At 56.5% G+C, this 21,135-nt stretch carries 19 protein-coding genes; 8 read left to right on the top strand and 11 right to left on the bottom strand.

Annotated features, from left to right (window positions below; genetic code table 11):
- Positions 1-63: 63 nt before the first annotated feature.
- Positions 64-780 carry an MBL fold metallo-hydrolase gene (locus GT003_RS31265; protein ID WP_161705485.1) on the bottom strand — a complete coding sequence of 239 codons (717 nt, stop codon included), beginning with the start codon at positions 778-780 and terminating at the stop codon, positions 64-66.
- Positions 781-955: 175 nt separating this feature from the next.
- Between GT003_RS31265 and GT003_RS31260 the strand changes: the two genes are divergently transcribed.
- The 3 genes from GT003_RS31260 (at position 956) to GT003_RS31250 (ending at position 2,322) form a co-directional block, all read left to right on the top strand.
- Complete coding sequence (locus GT003_RS31260) at positions 956-1,171, top strand: hypothetical protein (protein ID WP_161705457.1); 216 nt, start codon at positions 956-958, stop codon at positions 1,169-1,171.
- 164 nt (positions 1,172-1,335) lie between these two features.
- Entirely contained in the window at positions 1,336-1,905 is a 570-nt protein-coding gene (locus tag GT003_RS31255; RefSeq protein WP_161705455.1) for a stalk domain-containing protein, read from the top strand.
- A 114-nt stretch (positions 1,906-2,019) separates the two neighbouring features.
- Entirely contained in the window at positions 2,020-2,322 is a 303-nt protein-coding gene (locus GT003_RS31250) for a DUF1292 domain-containing protein (RefSeq protein ID WP_161705453.1), read from the top strand.
- A 73-nt stretch (positions 2,323-2,395) separates the two neighbouring features.
- On the opposite strand, the gene GT003_RS31245 is transcribed toward GT003_RS31250, so the two are convergent.
- Positions 2,396-2,815, bottom strand: a complete 420-nt coding sequence (locus GT003_RS31245) for a DUF1885 family protein (RefSeq protein ID WP_161705451.1) — start codon at positions 2,813-2,815, stop codon at positions 2,396-2,398.
- 240 nt (positions 2,816-3,055) lie between these two features.
- Entirely contained in the window at positions 3,056-4,522 is a 1,467-nt protein-coding gene (locus tag GT003_RS31240) for an aminotransferase class I/II-fold pyridoxal phosphate-dependent enzyme (RefSeq protein ID WP_161705449.1), read from the bottom strand.
- A 142-nt stretch (positions 4,523-4,664) separates the two neighbouring features.
- Here GT003_RS31240 and GT003_RS31235 point away from each other — a divergent pair, with 142 nt between their 5' ends.
- Entirely contained in the window at positions 4,665-5,921 is a 1,257-nt protein-coding gene (locus GT003_RS31235; RefSeq protein WP_161705446.1) for an MFS transporter, read from the top strand.
- Positions 5,922-5,940: 19 nt separating this feature from the next.
- Positions 5,941-7,134 carry an MFS transporter gene (locus GT003_RS31230; RefSeq protein WP_161705444.1) on the top strand — a complete coding sequence of 398 codons (1,194 nt, stop codon included), beginning with the start codon at positions 5,941-5,943 and terminating at the stop codon, positions 7,132-7,134.
- 261 nt (positions 7,135-7,395) lie between these two features.
- Here the strand turns inward: GT003_RS31230 and GT003_RS31225 are convergent, their stop codons facing one another.
- The 7 genes from GT003_RS31225 to GT003_RS31195 all read right to left on the bottom strand — a co-directional run bounded on the left by GT003_RS31225 (position 7,396) and on the right by GT003_RS31195 (position 14,458).
- A complete protein-coding gene (locus GT003_RS31225; protein ID WP_161705442.1) occupies positions 7,396-8,064 on the bottom strand; it encodes a TetR/AcrR family transcriptional regulator in 669 nt (222 codons plus the stop codon).
- 69 nt (positions 8,065-8,133) lie between these two features.
- Positions 8,134-9,156, bottom strand: coding sequence for an ABC transporter permease (locus GT003_RS31220; RefSeq protein WP_161705440.1), 1,023 nt, complete (start codon positions 9,154-9,156; stop codon positions 8,134-8,136).
- Complete coding sequence (locus GT003_RS31215; protein ID WP_161705483.1) at positions 9,153-9,911, bottom strand: ABC transporter ATP-binding protein; 759 nt, start codon at positions 9,909-9,911, stop codon at positions 9,153-9,155. Before GT003_RS31215 ends, GT003_RS31220 begins: the two co-directional genes overlap by 4 nt.
- 159 nt (positions 9,912-10,070) lie before the next feature.
- Positions 10,071-11,429 (bottom strand): GerAB/ArcD/ProY family transporter, encoded by a 1,359-nt coding sequence (locus GT003_RS31210; protein WP_161705438.1) that lies wholly within the window; start codon positions 11,427-11,429, stop codon positions 10,071-10,073.
- A gap of 9 nt (positions 11,430-11,438) precedes the next feature.
- A complete protein-coding gene (locus GT003_RS31205) occupies positions 11,439-11,684 on the bottom strand; it encodes a hypothetical protein (RefSeq protein ID WP_161705436.1) in 246 nt (81 codons plus the stop codon).
- Between the two features lie 14 nt (positions 11,685-11,698).
- Positions 11,699-12,952, bottom strand: a complete 1,254-nt coding sequence (locus GT003_RS31200; protein ID WP_161705434.1) for a Ger(x)C family spore germination protein — start codon at positions 12,950-12,952, stop codon at positions 11,699-11,701.
- 24 nt (positions 12,953-12,976) lie between these two features.
- A complete protein-coding gene (locus GT003_RS31195) occupies positions 12,977-14,458 on the bottom strand; it encodes a spore germination protein (RefSeq protein ID WP_161705432.1) in 1,482 nt (493 codons plus the stop codon).
- A 236-nt stretch (positions 14,459-14,694) separates the two neighbouring features.
- Here GT003_RS31195 and GT003_RS31190 point away from each other — a divergent pair, with 236 nt between their 5' ends.
- Positions 14,695-17,697, top strand: coding sequence for an efflux RND transporter permease subunit (locus GT003_RS31190; RefSeq protein ID WP_161705430.1), 3,003 nt, complete (start codon positions 14,695-14,697; stop codon positions 17,695-17,697).
- A 149-nt stretch (positions 17,698-17,846) separates the two neighbouring features.
- Here the strand turns inward: GT003_RS31190 and GT003_RS31185 are convergent, their stop codons facing one another.
- Positions 17,847-18,497 carry a YktB family protein gene (locus GT003_RS31185; RefSeq protein WP_161705428.1) on the bottom strand — a complete coding sequence of 217 codons (651 nt, stop codon included), beginning with the start codon at positions 18,495-18,497 and terminating at the stop codon, positions 17,847-17,849.
- Positions 18,498-18,657: 160 nt separating this feature from the next.
- Here GT003_RS31185 and GT003_RS31180 point away from each other — a divergent pair, with 160 nt between their 5' ends.
- Together GT003_RS31180 and GT003_RS31175 are read left to right on the top strand one after the other, a co-directional pair.
- Entirely contained in the window at positions 18,658-18,879 is a 222-nt protein-coding gene (locus tag GT003_RS31180) for a hypothetical protein (RefSeq protein WP_161705426.1), read from the top strand.
- Between the two features lie 159 nt (positions 18,880-19,038).
- Positions 19,039-21,036 carry a copper amine oxidase N-terminal domain-containing protein gene (locus GT003_RS31175; protein ID WP_161705424.1) on the top strand — a complete coding sequence of 666 codons (1,998 nt, stop codon included), beginning with the start codon at positions 19,039-19,041 and terminating at the stop codon, positions 21,034-21,036.
- The last annotated feature ends 99 nt before the right edge of the window (positions 21,037-21,135 follow it).

Raw genomic sequence — 21,135 nt, 5'->3', positions numbered from 1 at the left:
GGGCTTTTGTCATGCCGTCGGACATCAGCAGGGCATGTCCGTCATCCAGCACGGAACGATTGATTAGAACCGATAGCGCTCATGCTGTTCCACGAACCGCATGACGCCGGTTTGGCCCTCGTACTGCGGCTTCGTATCATCATAGTGCATAAGCCAGATCCGTTCCTGAACCGATAAAGGAAGGGACTGCAGTTCTGCCAGCGTCGTATGCACGACACCGGGCGGTTTCAACTGACAGTCGTGGAAGATCGTCTCCACGCCGCGTTCTTCGACGAGCTCCCGCAGCAGATCGGGGTTGAAGATCAAATCAGCCGAGTAGAAGAAGGTATCGTTAAAGAGATATGAGTAGCTGATTTTATTCGGAATATGCGCGGTTTGGATCGGTTCCACGATTAGACCCGGAACCAGCGTCGTCTTCACGTTTGGCTGTAGGAGACGCACCTCGAAATAGTCTTCAAGCGAGGCGCACTCGTCCTGCAGCAATCCGCCCTTGAGCGAGCTCTCCCATAGGGGCGCGGCCAGCGGTTCGGGAATAAACAGCAGCGGCTTGCGTTCGAAGACGAACTTCATTTGAAAAGCGAACTCTTCCATGCCTCCGATATGGTCGGCGTGGATGTGGCTGACGAGCAGGGCATCGATGTCGCGCATCGGCTTGCCGAGCCTATATAAGGAGAGCGGAGCCGTAATTCCGCAGTCCAGTAGAAGCGTATGGTTACCTGAGTAGATCAGCGCGTTCGTATTAAAGTAGGTTTTGGCGAATGCGCTGCCCGTTCCGAGCATTTGAATATCCAAGTGGACATCCTCCCCAAGGTTTTACGATACTTTTCAATTTATCATCTCTCGTCGGAAATGGAAAGAAAAACTATTTCCTGACTGCGTTCCGTAGGCCAGGCACGTCTTGAACGGTCCATCATACGATAGCAAGGAACGGATCATAGATGGGCAGGTGCGGAAAATGGCTCCAGGAAAAGCTCCGAGCAAAGGCAAGGTCGTTAAGAAGAAGAAATCGGCTTCGGACCGTAAGCAGGCAGTACTCAAGCTGGTGCTCTCGGATACATGCGCGGTATGCAAAACCCCTTGCGCGCGCGGGATGCGTTATTACGAAAGCATGAAGCAGCCGGGAGCGGTAGGCAAAGGGGTTCCGTGCATATTGACGAGGACATTCGTCTAAGTCTGCTCCATGCAGGGAATGTTTATTATTTCCCAGGCAAGCGCAGTTTTCAACATAAAGCGACAGGGTTGGCAAGAGGAAAATTTTTTTCGAATTGGCGCAACTTTGGACGACTTGGCGAGTATAACCAAACATCCAGATTAATGGACGGAGGTACTACTACCATGAGGTTCAGAAAGCTTCTGATTGCAACGCTTGTCTTGTCGCTGTGGGGCGGTACGATGCTCTTCGCGGATTCGGCGTCGCAGAAGGTCCGGGTCATCGTCAATGGCGGGGAGTTGGATGACGCAGGAATATTTACCGATGGCAAAACCTACTTATCGGTTCGACAAGTAGCCAATACGCTCCAGTCGCTCGTATTCTGGGACGAGAGCACGAAGAAAGTAACGATCTATAAACCGAACGTGCATATGTTCCTGTTCCAGGACACGACGATTTTCGGGAATGTCGTGAAGGGCAATAAGATTTCATTCAAAGTATTCGCCCAAATCGATAATCTCTTAACCGATATTTCCGCCGTGAAGGTGACGATCGCGGATCCGAGCGGAATCGAGCAGGTCATTCAATCCAAGAACGTCTCCGTCGACAAGGATAACTTCTGGTATCGGACGGACGATTACACGTACAGCTTCGATACGGCCGGGAAATACACGATTAATTTCTATATGAAACTCGCTTCGGGCGACGACTGGAAGCTGGTCTCGCAGAAGACGATTACGGCCAAAGCTCCTTAAACGAACCGCCTTGCTCCTGCCTTTTCGGCAGGAGCGCTTTCGTTTGACCCGAAACATGTTCCATGTTACGATACGAAGGAAACGTATCTATTGAAATGGAAATGAGGGTTTACAATGAGCGACCACGTACATGATGAGAATTGCAACCACGATCATGACCATGAAGAGCATGTTTTCCTTGTCACGGACGAGGAAGGCACCGAGCGTGAAATGGTGATGGTATTTACGTTTGAATCCGAAGAACAAGTCTATTCCGTGCTGCTTGATCGCAATGATCCTGAAGCTGACGGCGTTATTTTCCGTATCGAAGAAGAAGACGGCGAAGCTTTCCTGGTCGGTATCGAAGACGATGCAGAATGGGAGCGCGTGACGGCGATTTACGAAGAAATCGCGAAGCGCGAGAACGAAGGCGAATAAGATACGACGAAAACTCCGCTGCCGGTCCGGCAGCGGAGTTTTTTTATCGTTTCAGCGAAATGACGGACGGGCATTATTTGCGCGGGTTGTAATAGATCGTCCGTCCGTTGAACATCTTCAGCTCGGCCAGCAATTGTTTTGCCATATACTTGCATAGTTCGTTCGCTTTGGATTTATCGCCGTGGGTTGCGGTATCGGGCAGTACCACTTGGATGTGGGAAACGGTTTTCTCGCCTTCCGTCTCCGAACCGACTCCGAATAGAATATAGTTGTACTGCGGCGTCGTTCCTTTCAGATAGAACCAGCGATCCTCTTCGCCCGCTTTAACCTCCACGGTATACGGAAAAGCGGCTTCGGCATAATCCCAGTCCAATTGCTGCCCGGTCAGCGAGGTTTGCTCCTTGTAACGGCCGAGCCGTTCCTTGACCTCCGAGAGGCTGAGAGCTTCGACCGCGGAACCTTGCACGAATTTAATGTAAGCGCTTTGACTCATAATCGCCCACCCCCTCCAACATCATAGCATTCCGCCTAACGATTGACAATAATCGGTAAGTACGAGGTATTCGGGCCGAATACCTCGGCAGCCGCCAGTGGACCAGTCTTGGCCGGTGGAGGACAAGTCTATGCCATCGCAGGTGAGGAAATTGAATAGGCAGGCAAAGCGAATGGCAAAACAAAAAACCGATTCGGCTCAATTGCGAGCCGTAATCGGTTTTCGTGGGTCGGAGCGGGTCTATGAAATGGCCTCTTCTTCGACGATGACTTTGACGAACTGAATGCTGCGGTCTTCAGGACCCTTCACCGGAAGCCCTACTTCGACGTGATCGACGATATAATCGATGTTCACCTGCGAGATGACCTCGCCTGGCAGCAGGATGGGAATGCCCGGCGGATAGACGTAGATGAACTCCGCGATGATACGGCCGGCGGATTCCTTGAACGGCACGACTTCGGTATCGGCGTAGAAGGCGTCGCGCGGCGTCAGCGAGAGATGCGGGATCTCCGGGATTTTGACGATCAGCTCGTTTGCTTCGTTCACTTGATGCTGTTCGGCCAGATCCCGCAGCGCGACGAGAAGCTTGCTGACGGAATCATCCGTATCGCCCGGCGTTACGAGCGCCAAAATATTGTACATATCGCTGAGCTCGACCTCGATGTTATAGTGCTCGCGCAGCCAGTTCTCCGTCTCGTAGCCCGTAATGCCGAGGTGTCGCACGTGAATCGTCAGCTTGGTCGGATCGTAGTCGTAAGTTGCTTCGGTACCGAGAATTTCTTCGCCGATGCAGTAAAGGCCAGGCATAGTGTTGATCTCGTTACGCGCATGCTGGGCGAGGCGTATGGCGCGCTCCGCGATATCATGGCCGTTCATGGCCAAATTCCGGCGGGACGTATCGAGCGAAGCCAGCAGGATATACGAGGTTGAAGTCGTCGTCAGCATACTGATGATCGTCTGCACGCGCTTCTGATTGATGCGCTCGCTGCGAACGTTCAGAATCGAGCTTTGCGTCATGGAACCGCCCAGCTTGTGCACGCTCGTCGCTGCCATGTCGGCTCCGGCCTGCATGGCCGACATCGGCAGCTTTTCGTGGAAATGAATCAGCACGCCATGGGCTTCGTCGACAAGCACGGGAATATCGTAGCTGTGCACCAGATCCACGATTTCTTTCAGGTCTGCGCATACGCCGTAATAAGTTGGGTTAATAACCAGTACGGCTTTGGCGTCGTGATGACGGTCGAGCGCCCGCTGCACGGAGCGGGTCGTAATCCCATGGTCGATCCCGAGGCTGGCATCGCGCGCCGGCGAGATGAAGATCGGCCGTGCGCCGGCGAAGATGATCGCGGACATGATCGATTTATGCACGTTGCGCGGAACGATGATTTTGTCGCCCGGTGAGCAGACGCTTAGAATCATCGTCATGATGGCTCCGCTTGTCCCTTGCACGGAAAAAAAGGTATAATCAGCTCCGAAAGCATCGGCTGCCAGTATCTGGGCTTCTTCAATGACGCCGGTGGGCTGATGCAGATCGTCCAGCGGCGCTATATTAATCAGATCGATCGACAAGGCATTGTCGCCGATAAATTCGCGGAATTCGGGATCGCTGCCAATACCCTTCTTATGTCCGGGAATGTGGAATTGCACGGGGTCTTTTGCCGCATGTTCCCTCAGAGCGGTGAACAGCGGGGTCCGGGTATGATCCATTGCTTCATCCCAGCCTTTCATGTTGGATTGTTACAAACAAAGTTGAGTATAGCAAAATCGGGGGGGATTGCAAGCGGCATTTTTGTTGAGACTAAGTGAACGTAGCCTTTAATTAGAAGATAGGCAGGGAAGGGGAACCGACATGGAGATCGCAAAGAGCTGGGCAGGTAAAAAAGTGCTGTCGTCGCCGTTCGTCGTCCAGCTGCTTGTTATCATGTATTTGGTCGAATTCGTTAAGGGCGCGCTGCTTGTGTCTATTCTACCTGTCTATATGAGACAGGAGCTGGATTTGACCGCGTACGCCGTCGGCTGGGCGCTCGCGCTGCAATATATTGGAGACAATGCGTTCCGATCGCCGCTTGGCTGGATCATCGACCGTTTCGGCTATCGTTACGTGATGCTGTTCGGCGTTCTGTTTACGAGCGCATCCGTGCTGATCGTCAGCTTCACGAGCAGTTTCGGCTGGATCGTGGCCGCCTGCTTGCTGCTCGGCATCGGTACGTCGCCGCTCTGGCCTTGCGTCATTAACGGAGCGACCACCGTGGCCGGCAATGAATCGAGCGGCACGATCATGAGCGTCGTCTATATGGCCTGGCTGACAGGCGTCGGCTGCGGACCGATCGTCATCAATTTCTTCATTGTACATACCTATGCACCGGCGTTCCGCATTCTCATCGGCATGATGCTCGTCGTCGTGCTGGTCGCGTTCTTCCTGCCGGGAAGAAAACAGTCGCTCGCCCTCGAAAACCGGGAGATCGCGAAGATTCCGGCAGCCGCACATGAGCATTTGCCGATGATGGTGCGCATCAAGCGGTATTTGGCGCGAGTAGGCTCATCGCTGCATGCCAGCAAGCTGCTTTACCCCGCGATGTTTACCCAGAATTTCGCGCTAGGGCTGCTGACGCCCGTGCTGACGCAATATGCTCGGACCGTGCTGCACCTAAGCCCCCAGCAGTACAGCATGTACCTCGTTGCTGGCGGCGCGGTTACCGTACTGGGCTTGATTCCCGTGGGCAAGTGGGTGGACCGTTTCGGCACCAAGTGGTTTCTGCATGTGGGCTTCATTACGGCCGCGATCTCGCTTACGACGCTTGGCTACACGCGTTCGCTGCCGCTTGTGCTGTTGATCGTGGCCTTCGTAGGCTTGGGCTATGCCTGTATCATCCCGGCCTGGAACGCCTTGATCGCGCAGGCGATACCGAAAGCGGAACGCGGTGCCGTCTGGGGCTTCTTCCTGACGATCGAGGGACTCGGCATGGTATTCGGCAGCATTGCATCCGGAAAGCTGTGGGATAAGCTCGGTCCGCATTCCCCGTTTCTCGTCAGCGGCGCCGTCCTGCTGCTCCTGTTTGTTCTTCATTTGTTCATAACCAGACATCGAACAGATGTGGTACGATGATTGGAGTGGAGGGAACAACATGAACAAAGACAGACGTTTGGGCATTGTTATGGTCATGCTGATAACGACTTTTATCGGATTCGGAATCATCATCCCGGTATTGCCGGAGCTCATCAAAGAAACAAGCCCGGAATCGGTAGGATTTCACACGGGAATGATGCTTTCCCTATATTCGCTCATCTCATTTATCATCTCGCCCCTTTGGGGCGGATTGTCGGACCGAATCGGACGCCGGCCCGTCATCCTGATCGGCGTGCTCGGCTTTGCCGCAAGCTTCCTGGTGTTCGGCATCGCGGACGGGAGCCTGGCGATTATGTACGCATCGCGCGTGCTAGGCGGATTATTCTCCGGCGCGGTCACGTCCGTTATCGTCGCTTACGTGGCGGACATCACGCCGCCGGAGCAGCGCACGAAAGGCATGGGACTCGTCGGCATGTCCATCGGGCTTGGCTTCACGATCGGCCCCGGCTTCGGCGGCCTGCTTAGCCTTGTATCGCAGAACACGCCATTCTTCGCGGCTGCCGCGCTTGCGCTCGTCACGTTCTTCATTGCCGTCATGAAGCTGCCGGAGTCGTTGACGCCGGACAAGCGCCGGGGCGCGCATGAACGCAAGCCTTCGAGATGGAGCGCATTCACCGGCTCCCTGAAATATCTCTACGTACTCGCATTGTTCGTCTCCTTGTCGCTGGCCGGCCTGGAGGCGACGCTGCAGGTGTTCGGCATTCAGAGGTTCGACGTCACGCCGCTTCAGGTCGGCTTCATGTTCCTGATATGCGGCTTGGTCGGCGCTCTAGTCCAGGGCGGCATCGTTCGCCGGAGGATCCGCAAGGGCCAAGAGCCGGCGTATATCGCGGCGGGTCTGGTCATATCGGCAATTGGCTTCCTGCTGCTCGTGAGCGCGCATTCGTTGTCGACGGCCACGGTGTACCTGGCGATCTTCGGCATCGGCAACTCCTTGATTCGTCCATGCGTGACGTCGTTGATTACGCAACGAACGACGGTCGGCCAGGGCGTGGCATCGGGCCTCAGCTCTTCGATGGACAGCCTCGGCCGCATTATCGGTCCGCTCGTCGGCGCTGGACTGGCTTCCGTCCATCTGACGCTGCCATACGTGGCAGGAGGGATACTCTCCGTCGCGGCGCTTGCGTTCCTGTTCCGCTTCCGCGCCTTGGACCGCGAGCGGGACGCCATGAAGACGTCGGCCTCTGTTTGAATCGCTGACCGTTATCGATCCTGCAAAAAGAAGCTTCGCACGGCCTTGGCCGAAGCGAAGCTTCTTTTTGCATGTTGTCCGCCTAGCTTGCGCGGTGTTTCTTCCATCAATACGTTCGCCGGGCATGATTGCCGACCAAACGGGTATCGCAAGCGGGTACGGTACTCGATAGGGAGGATAAGCTGTTGGCCCCGCCGCAGCGGTAAAAGGAAGACATCGAAGAAGCCTTGCACGGCGTAGGCCATGCAAGGCTTTTCATGCCTAACGCGTCAACCCCAAGCCGCGCATGACGAACGCGATCGTATCTTCGCGCTCCCTTTCATCATCCCAGACGGCATCCTCCCGTTCGCCGTAGAAGGTACGAACGGCAATATAGCCCATGATCGCGGATATGCTGAGCCGTACGACGGTCGCCGAGGGCAGCTCGGCCATGTGGCCGTTCGTCTGGAACTTGGCCACGATTCGCTTCAAACGTTCCAGGACGACACCGAGGACCTCCCGTTGGAACCGTTCCTGCATCTCCGGATGAAACGGAATTTCCTGCATCAGAATCTTCAGGACGTTCCGGTTCTTCCGCAGAAATTCGATCCGGTTCTCGATCATTGCGCGCAGCACCTGGTCGTAGCTGTCGTATTCCGAATCGAGCACATTATTGAAGCCGCGAAGCACGAACGGCGTAATCAGCTTCGTCATGGCGGGCGCCACGATGCCGAGCAGCAGCTCCTTCTTCGTCTTGTAGTGGCGGAAAATCGTTCCCTCCGCCACGCCGGCGCGCTGGGCGATCTCGTTGGTGGAGGAGGCGGCATAGCCTTTTTCGGCGAATACTTCAATGGCCGCTTGGACGATCCGCGACTGTTTCTCCGTCATCTTGCGGCCTTCCTCGTCGCCCCGCAGCAGTTCTTCGATCCATTCTTCCTTCGTGTCGCTCATGACGCCAACTCCTTAATGCGCATCCAATCTTGTCATATAGCCCCTATCCTAGCACAGCCGCCGCTGCTTTTAAATGGCGCGGTGCTTTTTGAGCGCGATGACGTTCAGCAGCGCGAAAACGGCGGAGAAGCCGATCAGCACGTACACGTCGGTGTCGATCGCGGACCAGCCCTCGCCCCGAATCATGATGCTGCGCATCGCGTCCGCGCCGTAGTAAAGCGGCATGACGCGGCTGAGATGCTGCAGCCACGGCGTCATGGCGTTCAGATTGAACAGGCCCGAGAAGAACACCTGCGGCACGATGACGATCGGAATGAATTGAATAATCTGGAACTCGTTGCTTGCGAATGACGACAGGAGCGTGCCAAGCGTCAATGCCGTAAGCGACAACAGCAGATTCATCAAGAGGACGTACCAGATCGTTCCGTCCATATAAAGGCCGAGCACGTCGATCGAGAACCAGGCGATCAATGCGGCCTGCAGGAGCGTGAACAGTCCGAAGCCCGACAAGTAGCCGAACACAATCTCGGTCCGGCGGATCGGCGTCGCGAGCAGCCGTTCCAGCGTGCCGCTCGTACGCTCCCGAAGGAAGGAAACGCCGGCCAGCATAAAGACGAAGAAGAACGAGAAGAAACCGATGAGAACCGGGCCGTAGAAATCGAAAGAGGCCATGTCGTCCGTTCCGTGCAAGTACGTCACTTCGGGCTGAACGGCCTGCGCGCCGGCGTTCATCGTGCGCTGCAGCAGCAGCAGGACCGACTGGTTCATGGAGGGATCGCTGCCCTCCAGGCGCAGAGCCGGTTTGCCGTCCGCGAACGTTAGGTACGCGTCCAGCTTCCGCTCGCGCAGCGCCTGTTCGGCGTCCTGCGCCTGCTCATAGGCCTTGACGGTCGCGCCGGCCTTATCCAATTGCTCGGCGATCGCGGCGGAAGGAGCTTGAATGAGGCCGATATCCGGTTCGACCGCGTTGCCGTTGAACACGAGCTTCATCAAGCCGAGAATGAGCAGCGGGGCGAGAAACAAGAGCGCCAGCGTCCGCTTGTCGCGAACGAATTGACGGATAATCCGGATGGCGAGCGCGCGAATTCTCATGAGCGGACACCTCCTCCGAGCGCGATGAACGCTTCCTCGATCGTCTGCGTATGGCTCTGCCGTTTGATCTCCTCGGGCGATCCGGTGGCGGTCAGCTTTCCGTCGCGGATCAGGCCGAGCCGGCCGCATTTCTCCGCTTCGTCCATGACATGCGTCGTCAGAATGATGGTCGTCCCTCGCTCCCGCAGCGCTTCGAGCTCCTGCCAGATGGACTGCCGAAGCACGGGGTCGATGCCGACGGTCGGCTCGTCTAGGACGAGCAGCTCCGGCTCGTGGAGCAGCGCGATCGCGAGCGACAGCCTCCGCTTCATGCCGCCGGAGTAGGCGGAGACGGTTTTGTTCAAATGGTCTTCCAAGTCGACGACGGCCATGGCAGCCTGCATGCGCTTATGCAGCCGTTCGCCCTTCAAGCCGTACAGCGCCGCGAAGAAGCTCAGGTTTTCCTTGGCCGTCAGTTCGTAATAGAGCGCATCGGACTGCGCCATGTAACCGAACCGCTGCAGCATGGCGAGCTTCGGCATCCGCTCGCCAAGCATGCGAACGGTGCCGCCGTCGGCTTTGTCGATGCCGGTCATGAGCTTGATCAGCGTCGTCTTGCCGGAGCCCGACGGTCCGAGCAGGCCGAACAATTCGCCGCGTTCCACTTGGAGCGAGATATCGTCCAGCACGGTCCGGCTTCCGAAGCGGCGCGTCACGTTCCGTACGTCGACCACCGGCTCAGAAGAAGAAGATGATGATGATGAGGGAGGAGTCATAGACAAGGGAATCACGCCTTTCAAAATAATGAGTGATTACTCACAATTATTATACGCGATAATACCCGAAAATAGAAGTGAGTAATCACTCATTTTATTCTTGAAATTCGCCCTTTTTGAAGGCGACTTTCGCATGGCTGTTCGCAGCCGGTACATCGCTTATGCTTTCGACGAATTCCCTTGCGGCGCGTTCGCTTGAGGCGCTTGCATCGAATTCGACAGCGATGCATTCGCCTGCGGTGAATTGCCCTGCGATGCATTCGATGGCTGGGCATCCGATTGCTCTGTACTCGATGGCTGGGCATCCGATTGCTCTGTACTCGATTGCTGCGTATCCGATTGCTTTGCATTCGACGGCGCCTTACTCGCTTGCCCCGAATCACCTTGCTCCTTATTCGCCTGCCCATTCGCGGCTTGCGGCGGCTGGGCGTCATCCTTCTTGCCTCTCATCAAGTCTACGGCAAAGACGATCAGGAGGGGCAGGAGCGCGAACGAGAAGCCCCACAAGGGGTGGATGGCGGACACCTCGTAATGCCACTTGGTCTCGCCGCGGGTCGCCGCAGCCAGCGAAATGGCCGCCATGAACAAAGCAAGCGGGAAGATGAGCATACGGTCCTGCTTCAGCTTGAGCAGATGCATGAGGGTTTGGTGGGCCGTGAAGAGCACGATCGTCGTTTTCATAAATGAAGCCAGAATAAGCGAATAGCCGATCAGCGCTTCCATCCGGGAGAAGACGTCGATGATGTTGACGGTGCGGGCGACTTCGAACAACGAGTATTTCCGGTCTCCGGCAATCGGACCGAAGACGAGGATCGTGACGACCGTCGCGCCTGAAAGCGAAAGCGCATTGGCTAGCACGGCCTGCAGCGCTTTGAACTCGAATCTCTTCCCGAAGGCCTTTACGTAGCACAGGATCATGGAGAACAGCACGACCTCGCAATATGGAAAGCCGTACGTGGTGTAGACGCCTTGCAGGAGCGGCTTTGCGCCATTGGGCAAGACGGGCAGCAGATTGCCAAACGAATAATTCGAGATGGATAGAAGCGTAACCAACACCACGAACAGCATGACGCTGGCCATGAGCACGGGAAACAGCCCCGTCATTTTGTCGATGCCCGTACGTACGGACAGCGCCGCGACAAGAAAGGAGAGGAGAATGAACCAGTACGAGGGGGTATTCCGCATCACCGAGCTGTTCAGGAACATGGCGATATCGAGGACGATGGCGGAGGCCATATGAGTCTGATAGTAAAGAAAGAGCAGGCCGAAGAGAATCGTGATCGGCGCCCCGACGACATTTCGGCTGTACTCGATGAAGTTTTGGCCGGGATGGCGCTTAGCCAGCATAATGACCGGGAGAACGGTCAGCATGCCGATCGCGGCCGATATCAGGATGCTGATCCAAGCGGCGTTTCCGGCGAACTGAATCGTCGGTCCCGGGATATTGATGATCGAGGAGCTCGTCATAAAAACGAACAGCAGCAATGCGGCTTGATTTGCCGTGATTGTTTTCGCCATGGCGCTCACCTACCCTCTCAGTTTAAACCACTTGAACAGCGCGTCCGCCGCCGGGCCGAACAGCGCGTTCGCGGTATCGTAATAAGTCATGACGTGAATCAGTCCCGTCGCGTCGGCCATGTGGTACAGCGCGAGCGCGAGCAGCAGCCCGTACGTCAGCTTCGTCCGAGAGGGGCGGGGGCCGTCCCGTACGCCTTCTCTGTAGTCGGCGACGATCACGCAAACGATGCATAGGCTCAAGATGACAATGTACATGACGGTCACTTCCGTTATTCGGGATGGGTTGCCAGCAGCGATCGGCCGGCGGTCGTGCCGTGCGTCAATATGACGGTGTCGACCTCGAAATCGGCATCCATCGCGGCGAATTTGTCCGGCCAGTCCGGCTTCCATTTTTTCCAAAGCCGCGGGTGATGCTTGTAGATATCGTTGCCGATGCCGAGCAAATCGGCTTTTTTCTGCTGTAGCTGCTTCATCGACTGTTGCAGCTGGCGTTTGAGCTCCGCGGATATTTTATCCGCGAAGGCGGTCTCTTGCGCTTCGGTGTCGAGCTTCGTGCAGGAGAGCTCGAGCGTCGCGACTGCCGCATGGACGCGAAAGTGCGCTTTTACTTCGCCGCCGCTCAGTTCGAGTGTCCGAGTGCTCGAGAAGCGAAGTAATTCGGCGGATTCGTTCAGGCGCTTGGCAGCCGTGTTCTGGTCGCCTCCCGCGTCCGTCATGTTCGATCCTTCGTCTCCGTTCTCTTCGTCTTCACGCGGCTTGCCGGCCCGGCACGGAATTTCGACGATGCCGTTATTGTCATGCCCGAGCAGCCTCAACAGCCCTTCCGTTTGCTGCCCGGAATACTTGGTCGTCACGATGCCGTTCTGGACGAGCATCAATCCGGAGACGCCGGGCTCTGTACCGGTATCCTTTCCGCTCAGGGCAAGGTAGGGAACCGCTCCGATCGCCGATTCGCTGCGCAGCTGCAGGGCCAGGGTGAGCAGCGTCGTGCCGACCGTCTTCCCGCTGTAATATTGCTCGGATTTCTCGCTCAAATAATACTGCTGGCTGATCGTATTCTCGATAAACGGCACTTTGTCGAAATAGTCCGTCGCGCGGCCCTTCGTGATCATCACCGTGCTGGTGAGGCGGGGCTCGTTGTCGCGATAGAACATATCGAGCAGCAGCGTGATGGGGATTCTGCGCGCGAGCCGCTCGCTGATCAGGATGACCCGCATATGGCTGAACTGCGCCTTGCGTCCGAGATGGATCGTAATGTCGCGAACCGCTTCCATGACGGACTTGCCCTTGGTTCGGATATTAATGTAAGGCTTGCCGGGCTTGCCTTTGGCGGCGACCGATTGGGACGGCTTGTACACCTGGAACGTGACCAGCACCTCGCCGTCCCCGGCATCGTCGATGCCGACGCCCATGACGAAGGCTTTGTCCGGCAGTTCTGCCCGGTCGCCGCAGCCCGAGACGCAGAGACTGCACAGCAGCAGGACTGCCAGCAAAGCCGCCGCGCGAATCCGCTTCGTTGCCATGCGCACCACCATGCCTTCCGTTCGTTAGGATTTCCCTTTCAACTGCGGGCCCTTCCGTCTGTTTGACTTCATTAAAGTCTTCAACGGTTTCCGGTATACCGTATTTTGCAATTCGCCGATCGTCCATGGCGCAAGCGGCTTCAGGTAAGGCACGCCAAGCGACTTGAGGCTGATCAAATGGATCCACATCAGGAAGAAGCCGATCATGAGGCCGAAAATGCCCAGCGTGGATGCCAAAATCATGAGCGGCAGTTGAAGCAGGCGCAGCGAAACGGCCAAATTGTACTGCGGCAGGGCGAACGACGCGATCCCGGTCAGCGCGATGCATACGACCATGATCGGGGATACGATGCCTGCGTTGATGGAGGCCTCCCCGATGACGAGCGCGCCGACGATGCTGACGGCCGAGCCGACGGGGCGCGGCAGCCGGATGCCGGCTTCCCGGAGAATCTCGAAAATAAAGACCATGATGATGGCTTCGGCGAACGCGGGGAAGGGAATGCCTTCCCTGGAATCCACGACGGCAAGCAGCAGGACGGTCGGGATCAATTCCGCATGGAACGTTGAGATGGCGATATACAAGCTCGGCAGGCCGAGCGCGATCATGAAAGCGGCGAACCTCAAAATGCGGATGAAATTGGACATCAGGGTACGCTGGTAGAAGTCCTCGCTCGATTGCATCAGCTCGAAGAAGGTCGCGGGGCAGATGAGAATACTGCCGGTGCCTTCGACAAGCACGATGATTTTGCCGTTCAGCAGGGAGGCGGCGGCGACATCGGTGCGTTCCGTGTACCGGAATTGCGGGAACGGCGTCCAGGTGCGTTCTTCCAGGATATCCTCGATGAAGCTCGTCTCCAGCACGTCGCCGTCGGGCAGCTGGCCCAGACGGGTCAAGAAGGCATCGAGCGTCGCCGGGTCCACGATTCCCTCCATATAACCGAAAGCGATGGTCGTCCGCGCTTCTCCGCCGGTTTGCATGAAGTTGAATTTGACGTTCGAGCTATGGATGCGGGTACGGATCATGCCGATATTTTTCTTGATGTTCTCGACGGTGGATTCCCGCGGGCCTTGAACGACGGGTTCGGTAACGGGCTCGCTCACCTGCCGCGTCTCGAATCTGCCGGTCCGGTAACAGATCGCATGATCCCAGCCGTCGATGAAGATGACCAGGCAGCCGCTGAGAATAAAGTCCACGGCCTGCTCCAGCGAGTCGACGAGCGTGCCGGATTCTTCCGTCGTCATATGTTGGCGGAATAAGCGAACGATCATATCCAGCGTCACTTCGCTGCCGTCGGCGACCCGATGGGGGACGAGATCCTGCAGCGTCTGACGGAAGTAGTTGGTGCGCTTGTCGAGCACGAGCGTATCGAAGTAGACCGACAGTGCCCGCAGTTTATGCTGGGGACCGTAATTCCATTGGAGCATCGTCAGATCCGAACACGGATAGAATCGGGAGCGGATATAAGCGAAATTCGCGTCTATATTCGAAAATATCGGCGCTGGCATAACATCCCTTCCTTTCCAGCTTGCGCTTGGTTAACAGCGTTCCAAAATCGTCCGGATTTTATGCATGGGCTACGCGGAAACAGCAATCGCGTACATCGCCGGACGCGGTTCCGCCTCCGTCTTAGGTCGGGGATAAAGACTGGTCTGCAGACGTTTACGGATATCCCCTGGAAAAAGGTAGACTTTATCCAGGAGTTCCTAGGAGAACCATAGGTCGAAGGGAGAATGGAATTAGAATGCAGTGGATTACGAAATGGGCTTTCAATAACAAAGCCGCAATGAAGCTCGTCGTGCTGATGGCGCTGGCGATGGGGGTAATTAGTTACTTCAGGCTCCCGATGGAGTTTCTTCCGGAGGCGGACAACCCGATGGTTACGGTCGCTGCGATCGGACCGGGTTACGATGCCAAATCCATGGAAACCGAAGTGACGAATAAGCTGGAGGACGCGCTGCAGTTCGTCAAAGGCAAAAGCCTGATGACCTCGTCGTCCGGCAACGGATTTTCCAAGATCGATTTGGCGTTCGATTCCAAGACGAATATGAAAGAGGCGAAGGCCGAGGTCGAAACGGCCGTCCGCGCCGTGCAATTGCCTGAACGCGTCATGGCGCCTTACGTCGTGCAGTTTAATACCTCGATGATTCCGATCTCGTGGGTATCCGTCGGACTTGACGGCGTGAACGAAGCCGACCGGGAACAAGCGGAGAAGGAATTGATCAACGCGTTCAAGAAAGTCGACGGCGCGGGTCAAGTATCCCTTGGCGGCAAATCGACCCCGAGCATCTCGATCATTCCGGATAAAGCGAAGCTCGAAGCGAAAAAATTGCCTTACCAAACGCTGATGGGCGTGCTGCAAGGCCGGAGCGTCTCGGCTTCCATCGGCGAGAAAACGATCGACGGCGCTTCCGGCAATATTATCGTCGAAGCGAATGTCGGCGATCTGGATACGCTTCGCAAGCTGCCGGTCGCGGAGGGCGTCGCGCTTGGCGACGTAGCCGAAGTGAAGCTGGAGAACCAGCAAGAGAGCATCAGCAGCCTGAACGGCAAGAACGTGCTGATGCTGACGATTTCCAAAACGGCCAACGCCAATGCCGTGAAGGTGGGCGATGCCGTGCAAGATACGGTTGAGCGCTTGAACAAGGACATGAAAGGCGTCGACATCAAAGTGCTGTCGAGCACGTCGGAACAAGTCGTGCATTCCGTTAACTCCATGCTTCGCGAAGTATTAATGGGCGCGCTGTTCGCGACGATCGTCATCCTGCTCTTCATGCGCAACATTCGGGCGACGCTGGTTACGATCGTGTCGATCCCGCTTTCCTTGGGCATTACGCTGTACTTGCTGCAAATGTCCGGCGTGACGCTGAACATCATAACGCTCGGCGGCGTCGCGGTCGCGGTCGGACGTCTCGTGGACGACAGCATCGTCGTCATCGAGAACATCTACCGCAGGCTGCAGAAAGAAACGTTCTCGGTCGGCTTGATCGTGGACGCGACCAAGGAAGTGGCCACGGCCATCACGTCTTCCACGCTGGTTACGGTCGCGGTATTCCTGCCGATGGGACTGCTGCGCGGTTCGCTGCAGGCGTTCCTGCTGCCGTTCGCATTGACGGTGACCTACTCGCTGCTGTCGTCGCTGCTGGTCGCTTTGACCGTCGTGCCGCTCCTCAGCGCGGTGCTGCTGCGCAATACGAAGATGAAAGAACACGAAGGATCGAAACGGTTCTCGAATTTCCTGGGCTGGTGCTTGGCGCACAAATGGGTGCCGCTCGTCATCGCCGTCGTCCTGCTGATCGGCTCCGTCGGCGCATACATGTCGATGCCGAAGGGGGCAATCGATTCGTCGAATGCGGCCAACCTGAATATTTCGCTCGAGTATCCGAGCGAGACGCCGCATGATGCAGTCGTCGAAGGCGGCCGCAAGCTGGAAGCGTTCCTGACGAAGAGCTCCGACATCGACTGGGTGCTGATGCAAAACGGCAACAGCTCCGACGGGGCGCAATACGGCGAGGTGTCCTCGCCAACGCTCGTTACGTACCTGGTGCAGATGAAAAAAGGCGCGGATGCCGAGAAAGTGATCGCGGACGTGCAAGGACAGCGTTCTGCATTCAAGGGCGCGGATCTGAACGCCGGGGCAATGGACTTCATGAGCGGCTCCGGCGGAACGCAGGTCATCGTCGACGTAACGGGAGACGACCTCGACGCGATTGCCAATGGCGCCGACCAAGTCGTAGCTGCGATCAAGCCGGTCAAGGATGTCCTGAAAGTGAAAACGAACCAGGAAGAGAAGAAACCGGTCTACACGTTCCAGCTGGATCCTTCGAAATCGAACGGCCAGGAAGTCGCTTCCCAGCTGCAAGGCCTGTTGAACCCGATTCCGCTCGGTTCGATTACGATCGACAATCGCGTGACGAACGTCGTGCTGCAGCCTTCGGCAGATCCGGCATCGCAAGCCGACCTGAACGGATTGACGATCATGACGGCTTCCGGTCCGGTGGACGTCTCCTCGGTCGCGAAGCTCGTGAAGAGCGAGCAGGCCAGCGTGTATTACCATAAAGACGGCAAGCCGTACGTCCGCGTCGCCGTGGACGTCGATCCGAAACAGCTGTCGATCGTCGGCAAAGAGATCACGAAGAAGGTTAACGCGCTCAAGACGCCGGAGGGCGTAACGTTTACGGTCGGCGGCGCTTCGGCTGACCAATCTTCCGATTTCGCGGATCTCGGCATCATCATGCTGGTCGCGATCGGTATCGTCTACCTGATCATGGTGCTGACGTTCAAGACGCTGCGCGCGCCGCTGGCCATTATGTGCTCGCTTCCTCTGGCGGCGATCGGCGCCGTCGTCGGACTGCTCGTGACCGGCATCTCGCCGGACTTCACCGCCGTATTCGGCGCGTTGATGCTCGTCGGCATCGTCGTCACCAACGCGATCGTGCTGATCGACCGCGTGAAGCAGAACGAACAGCGGATGACGATTCGCGAAGCGTTGATCGAAGCGGCGGCGACGCGTGCCCGCCCGATTCTCATGACGGCGATCGCGACGATCTCCGCGATGCTCCCGCTCGTCTTCGGTTCCACGGAAGGCGGAAGCATCGTCTCGCAAAGCTTGGCGATCGTCGTTATCGGCGGGCTAGCGGCGGCGACGCTGCTGACGCTGATCATCGTACCTTGCATCTACGAGCTGTTCTTCTTCCGCAAATCGAAACGTCAGCGCGTCAGCGCGAGCGTAAACCACGCGGCATAAGGATAGCAAGAGTTTCAGAACGGTCTATGATTCGAAGGATGATTCGTTACTGGCATCAGAAAAAAGCCTCGCGCCGACTCGGCGCGAGGCTTTTCGTATCGTGGATTTCGCCGACCGCAGTCGATGGCGATAGGCAAGGAAGAGATGCGTTAGAACGACATTTTGTACAGCGGCAGCACGGTGCGGAACGTTTCTTTTACTTTGGCCAGGAAGGCTTCTCCATTGCGGAGAATCGGATCCTCGCGGTCGATGACGATGCCGCAGAGCGCTTCGGATGCCTTCACGGTCCGGAGCCGTTCGAACAGCTTGGCGAGACCGTCGCGGCCGAGCTCTTCCTGCGTATCGCCGCCTGGCACCATATGGTTGCCCGACCATACGTAATGCGCGGGGATATGCCCTTCAATGTCGCCCAGCTGCCGAAGCGCGTGCTCCGCGAATACGGTCTTGTTGTCGGACTCGTAGATAATCGCGAATTGAATGAACAAGTGAGAGCCGAACAAGCCGATTTGGAAATGCGGAAACATCTTATAGCCGCGTTTTCCCGGCGCGAAGGCAATCCACGTATCGTTGGGCGGATTGATCGTTCGGCGTGCGTGCTTGGCGACATGCGGGAACATCGGTTCGCCGCAGAGTTCGGTCAGGAACGGTGTCAGTCGGTCGCCGAGCTCATGAAGCTTCGGGCGAATGCGGGCGATAAGCGCGTCCATTCTCGGCTCGAGCCCTGGTATAGCGAAGACGTCGAAATCATCCGGGGTAAAACCTTCGAACGTCCCTTTTATGGAATCGGCAGCTAGTGTCATGGTTATGATCATCCTTTCGGTTAGAGAGAAGCGCTTAGAGGCTGCCTGCGGAGAGCAGCTTGATTTTGTCTATTATAGCATAGCCGAGGTTTGCAATCTCGTGTCGATTCCGGTAGTCTACTTGTTATGGTTGTAAACCTGAGGTTGGGAGAGGTCATTCATGTTTTGGCAGCAATTATGGTTCTTATCGAATATGGTTTTCGTCACGTTGGCCATCGTGTATCTGTTCGTGCATCGCGCGGTGACGCTCGCTCGTCAGGAGCGGGATGCAGAGCGGCTGGCTAAGAAGAAGAAGCTTCGCCTGACGTTCGCGCTGGTGACGGTTGCTTCGTTTATCGTCATGGTTACGTTCTTCCTTATTAACATGCGCGTAAACCGCTGATCGAGTGCCAGATATGTCGAAACCGTGTCACTTTCCAATCTTCCGCAACTTTTAAGCTGCCTTTGTCGTTTAATGTTGTCAGGGCAGGTTGAAGGACAGCCTGCATGACAGACGCTGCAACGCGCATGGGCATCAAGGAGAGAGAAGAGGAGACACTGCATGAAAGCTTTGAAATGGTTATTGATCGTATCGTTCTTATTCTTGACTTTCACGGACACTGCGACTCGTCGCGCTTCTGCGGAAGGTTTCGCGGATCCCATAACTACGAACGCCGCTTCCATCGTAACGGATCAGCTTGTACTGACGATGGGAAGCGTTAATATGGTGCACAACGGCAAGACCTACAAATCCGCGCAGCCGGTAGCGAACATCGCTGGACGGACGTTTCTTCCGTTCAGCTCCATTGCTGCCCGCTACGGGTACGCGATCTCGTATGACGCGCAGAAGAAACAATCGACTGCGAAGAGCGACAAGCATGAGCTCGTATTCAAAATCGGCAGCGGCTACGCTTACCGGGACGGCGTGCTGACGAAGCTGACCGGCGTACCCTATATTTCAAACGGCTATCTCATGGTGCCGCTTCGCTCGTGGGGCGAAATGGCAGACAGCTCCATCGCGGTCGTCGGCAAGACGATTACCTTGAAATGGTCGACGGTCGTCATTCCGCCGAAGCCGACTGCAGCCTTCGAGGTCAATCCGACAGAGATTTACGCAGGTCAAACGATGGTATCCTACATCGATCATTCGACCAACCCGACCGGAATGCCGTTCGTGGACGAGCGATGGGAAGGCCGCATGGACGTGTTCCCCGATCCGGGGACATACGTCATAACAAGGCAGGTCGAAGATACGAACGGCGTATGGAGCGAGCCTTACTCCGTCACCGTTACGGTTAAATTGCCGAACCAGCCGCCGGTCGCGGATTTCACGACCGAGAAGTCGCAGTACCGCATCGGCGAGGAGATCAGCTATGTCGATCTGAGCTCGGATGACGAGAACGCGATCGTCAAGCGCACGTTCACGGGCAACGACAAGGTATTCTTCGAACCTGGCGATAAGCTCGTTACGCTCGTCGTACAGGACAGTCACGGACTGACCTCGACGGTCACGAAGGCCGTTACGGTAACGAGCGAAGTGTTGTATACCAAAGACGAATACTATCGCTTGAATACGAAGGTCGGCAGCAATTTCAGCATCGATCCGGCGTCGGTTCCGAAAATGCCTTCGATCGGCTACACGATTAATTCCGTGCCGTCCCAAATGGTACGCAGCAACAGCCCGGAGACGCTGCTGCAGGAGGGCATCGCTTACGAAGCGCAGCTGACGGGCCAGGTGCGGTTCATGTTCCACAACGTAAACAAAATCGGCTATCCGGTTAAGATTTACCTGCTCGCGACGAACAACAACAGCACGCCGGTCAACGTCAATACGAGCTCGATCGGCGTCGGCGGTCCCGATCCGAGCGTCGGCAATACGGCGATGGCGTCGACGTCCCGTTACTTAACCTCGATCGGCAGCAATCCCGCCCCGAGATGGATGACGGTTCGTCCGCATCAAACGATCGAGATACTGCCCGAAATTTCGAAAACGCCGTTGAAACTGAACGACGTCATCTCCGCCTATGCCGACATTTACAGCGAGCAAGAGCTGCAATTCCACGTCGTGGTCGTCGCGGCCGGCAAGAATCCCATCGCGGAGCTGCCGAACCTATCGGTCATGCCGCGCGACGGCATCCATGTCAGAGGCACGTTCAACAATGCGGACCGCACGATCGACATCAATGATACGCTGGGCGACACGGAGCAGCGCATCACGCTCGGCGACAAGACGATCGACAAGTACCTGGACGGTATCGACGATACCACCGGCGAACTGCAATACAATACGGGCAATTTCGGTACGCTGTACCGTCTTCACCTGCCGCATGTAGCGGCTCGCACGCTGATCGCTCTCAACCCGCGCGGCGGGATCTACACGGGGGCCTTTATGGTCAATGGGCAGGTCGTGACGGCCTCGCTTATGAATAATACCCAAGCCGCCGTGCTTTATCGGACCGGCAATACGGAAGAGTCGGTGGATTTCGTCTTCACCCTTGCGGGAGGAAGCAATCTACCGATCGCGATGACATTCCTGCCGTTGCCGGAGCTTCGTTGGTAAAATAGCGCAGGACATGCAAGCTAATGATGGTGAAGCGAATGATGTCTAGGCGCTAGACGTTAATAAATAGAGAAGGCCTCGGTCGCATGACCGAGGCCT

It is taken from the genome of Paenibacillus sacheonensis, assembly GCF_009909195.1.
GTDB lineage: Bacteria > Bacillota > Bacilli > Paenibacillales > Paenibacillaceae > Paenibacillus_Z > Paenibacillus_Z sacheonensis.
The sequence above is the reverse complement of the archived record's forward strand: the minus strand, read 5'-3'. Positions and strand labels throughout refer to the sequence as shown.

Excerpts from the sequence above, each read along its gene's own strand:
- GT003_RS31255 (WP_161705455.1), top strand. The coding sequence starts at position 1,336 with ATGAGGTTCAGAAAGCTTCTGATTGCAACGCTTGTCTTGTCGCTGTGG.
- GT003_RS31220 (WP_161705440.1), bottom strand. The coding sequence starts at position 9,156 with ATGAGAATTCGCGCGCTCGCCATCCGGATTATCCGTCAATTCGTTCGC.
- GT003_RS31195 (WP_161705432.1), bottom strand. The coding sequence starts at position 14,458 with ATGCCAGCGCCGATATTTTCGAATATAGACGCGAATTTCGCTTATATC.
- GT003_RS31235 (WP_161705446.1), top strand. The coding sequence starts at position 4,665 with ATGGAGATCGCAAAGAGCTGGGCAGGTAAAAAAGTGCTGTCGTCGCCG.
- GT003_RS31230 (WP_161705444.1), top strand. The coding sequence starts at position 5,941 with ATGAACAAAGACAGACGTTTGGGCATTGTTATGGTCATGCTGATAACG.
- GT003_RS31245 (WP_161705451.1), bottom strand. The coding sequence starts at position 2,815 with ATGAGTCAAAGCGCTTACATTAAATTCGTGCAAGGTTCCGCGGTCGAA.
- GT003_RS31260 (WP_161705457.1), top strand. The coding sequence starts at position 956 with ATGGCTCCAGGAAAAGCTCCGAGCAAAGGCAAGGTCGTTAAGAAGAAG.
- GT003_RS31185 (WP_161705428.1), bottom strand. The coding sequence starts at position 18,497 with ATGACACTAGCTGCCGATTCCATAAAAGGGACGTTCGAAGGTTTTACC.
- GT003_RS31225 (WP_161705442.1), bottom strand. The coding sequence starts at position 8,064 with ATGAGCGACACGAAGGAAGAATGGATCGAAGAACTGCTGCGGGGCGAC.
- GT003_RS31180 (WP_161705426.1), top strand. The coding sequence starts at position 18,658 with ATGTTTTGGCAGCAATTATGGTTCTTATCGAATATGGTTTTCGTCACG.
- GT003_RS31215 (WP_161705483.1), bottom strand. The coding sequence starts at position 9,911 with ATGACTCCTCCCTCATCATCATCATCTTCTTCTTCTGAGCCGGTGGTC.
- GT003_RS31250 (WP_161705453.1), top strand. The coding sequence starts at position 2,020 with ATGAGCGACCACGTACATGATGAGAATTGCAACCACGATCATGACCAT.
- GT003_RS31190 (WP_161705430.1), top strand. The coding sequence starts at position 14,695 with ATGCAGTGGATTACGAAATGGGCTTTCAATAACAAAGCCGCAATGAAG.
- GT003_RS31265 (WP_161705485.1), bottom strand. The coding sequence starts at position 780 with ATGCTCGGAACGGGCAGCGCATTCGCCAAAACCTACTTTAATACGAAC.
- GT003_RS31240 (WP_161705449.1), bottom strand. The coding sequence starts at position 4,522 with ATGGATCATACCCGGACCCCGCTGTTCACCGCTCTGAGGGAACATGCG.
- GT003_RS31210 (WP_161705438.1), bottom strand. The coding sequence starts at position 11,429 with ATGGCGAAAACAATCACGGCAAATCAAGCCGCATTGCTGCTGTTCGTT.
- GT003_RS31205 (WP_161705436.1), bottom strand. The coding sequence starts at position 11,684 with ATGTACATTGTCATCTTGAGCCTATGCATCGTTTGCGTGATCGTCGCC.
- GT003_RS31200 (WP_161705434.1), bottom strand. The coding sequence starts at position 12,952 with ATGGCAACGAAGCGGATTCGCGCGGCGGCTTTGCTGGCAGTCCTGCTG.
- GT003_RS31175 (WP_161705424.1), top strand. The coding sequence starts at position 19,039 with ATGAAAGCTTTGAAATGGTTATTGATCGTATCGTTCTTATTCTTGACT.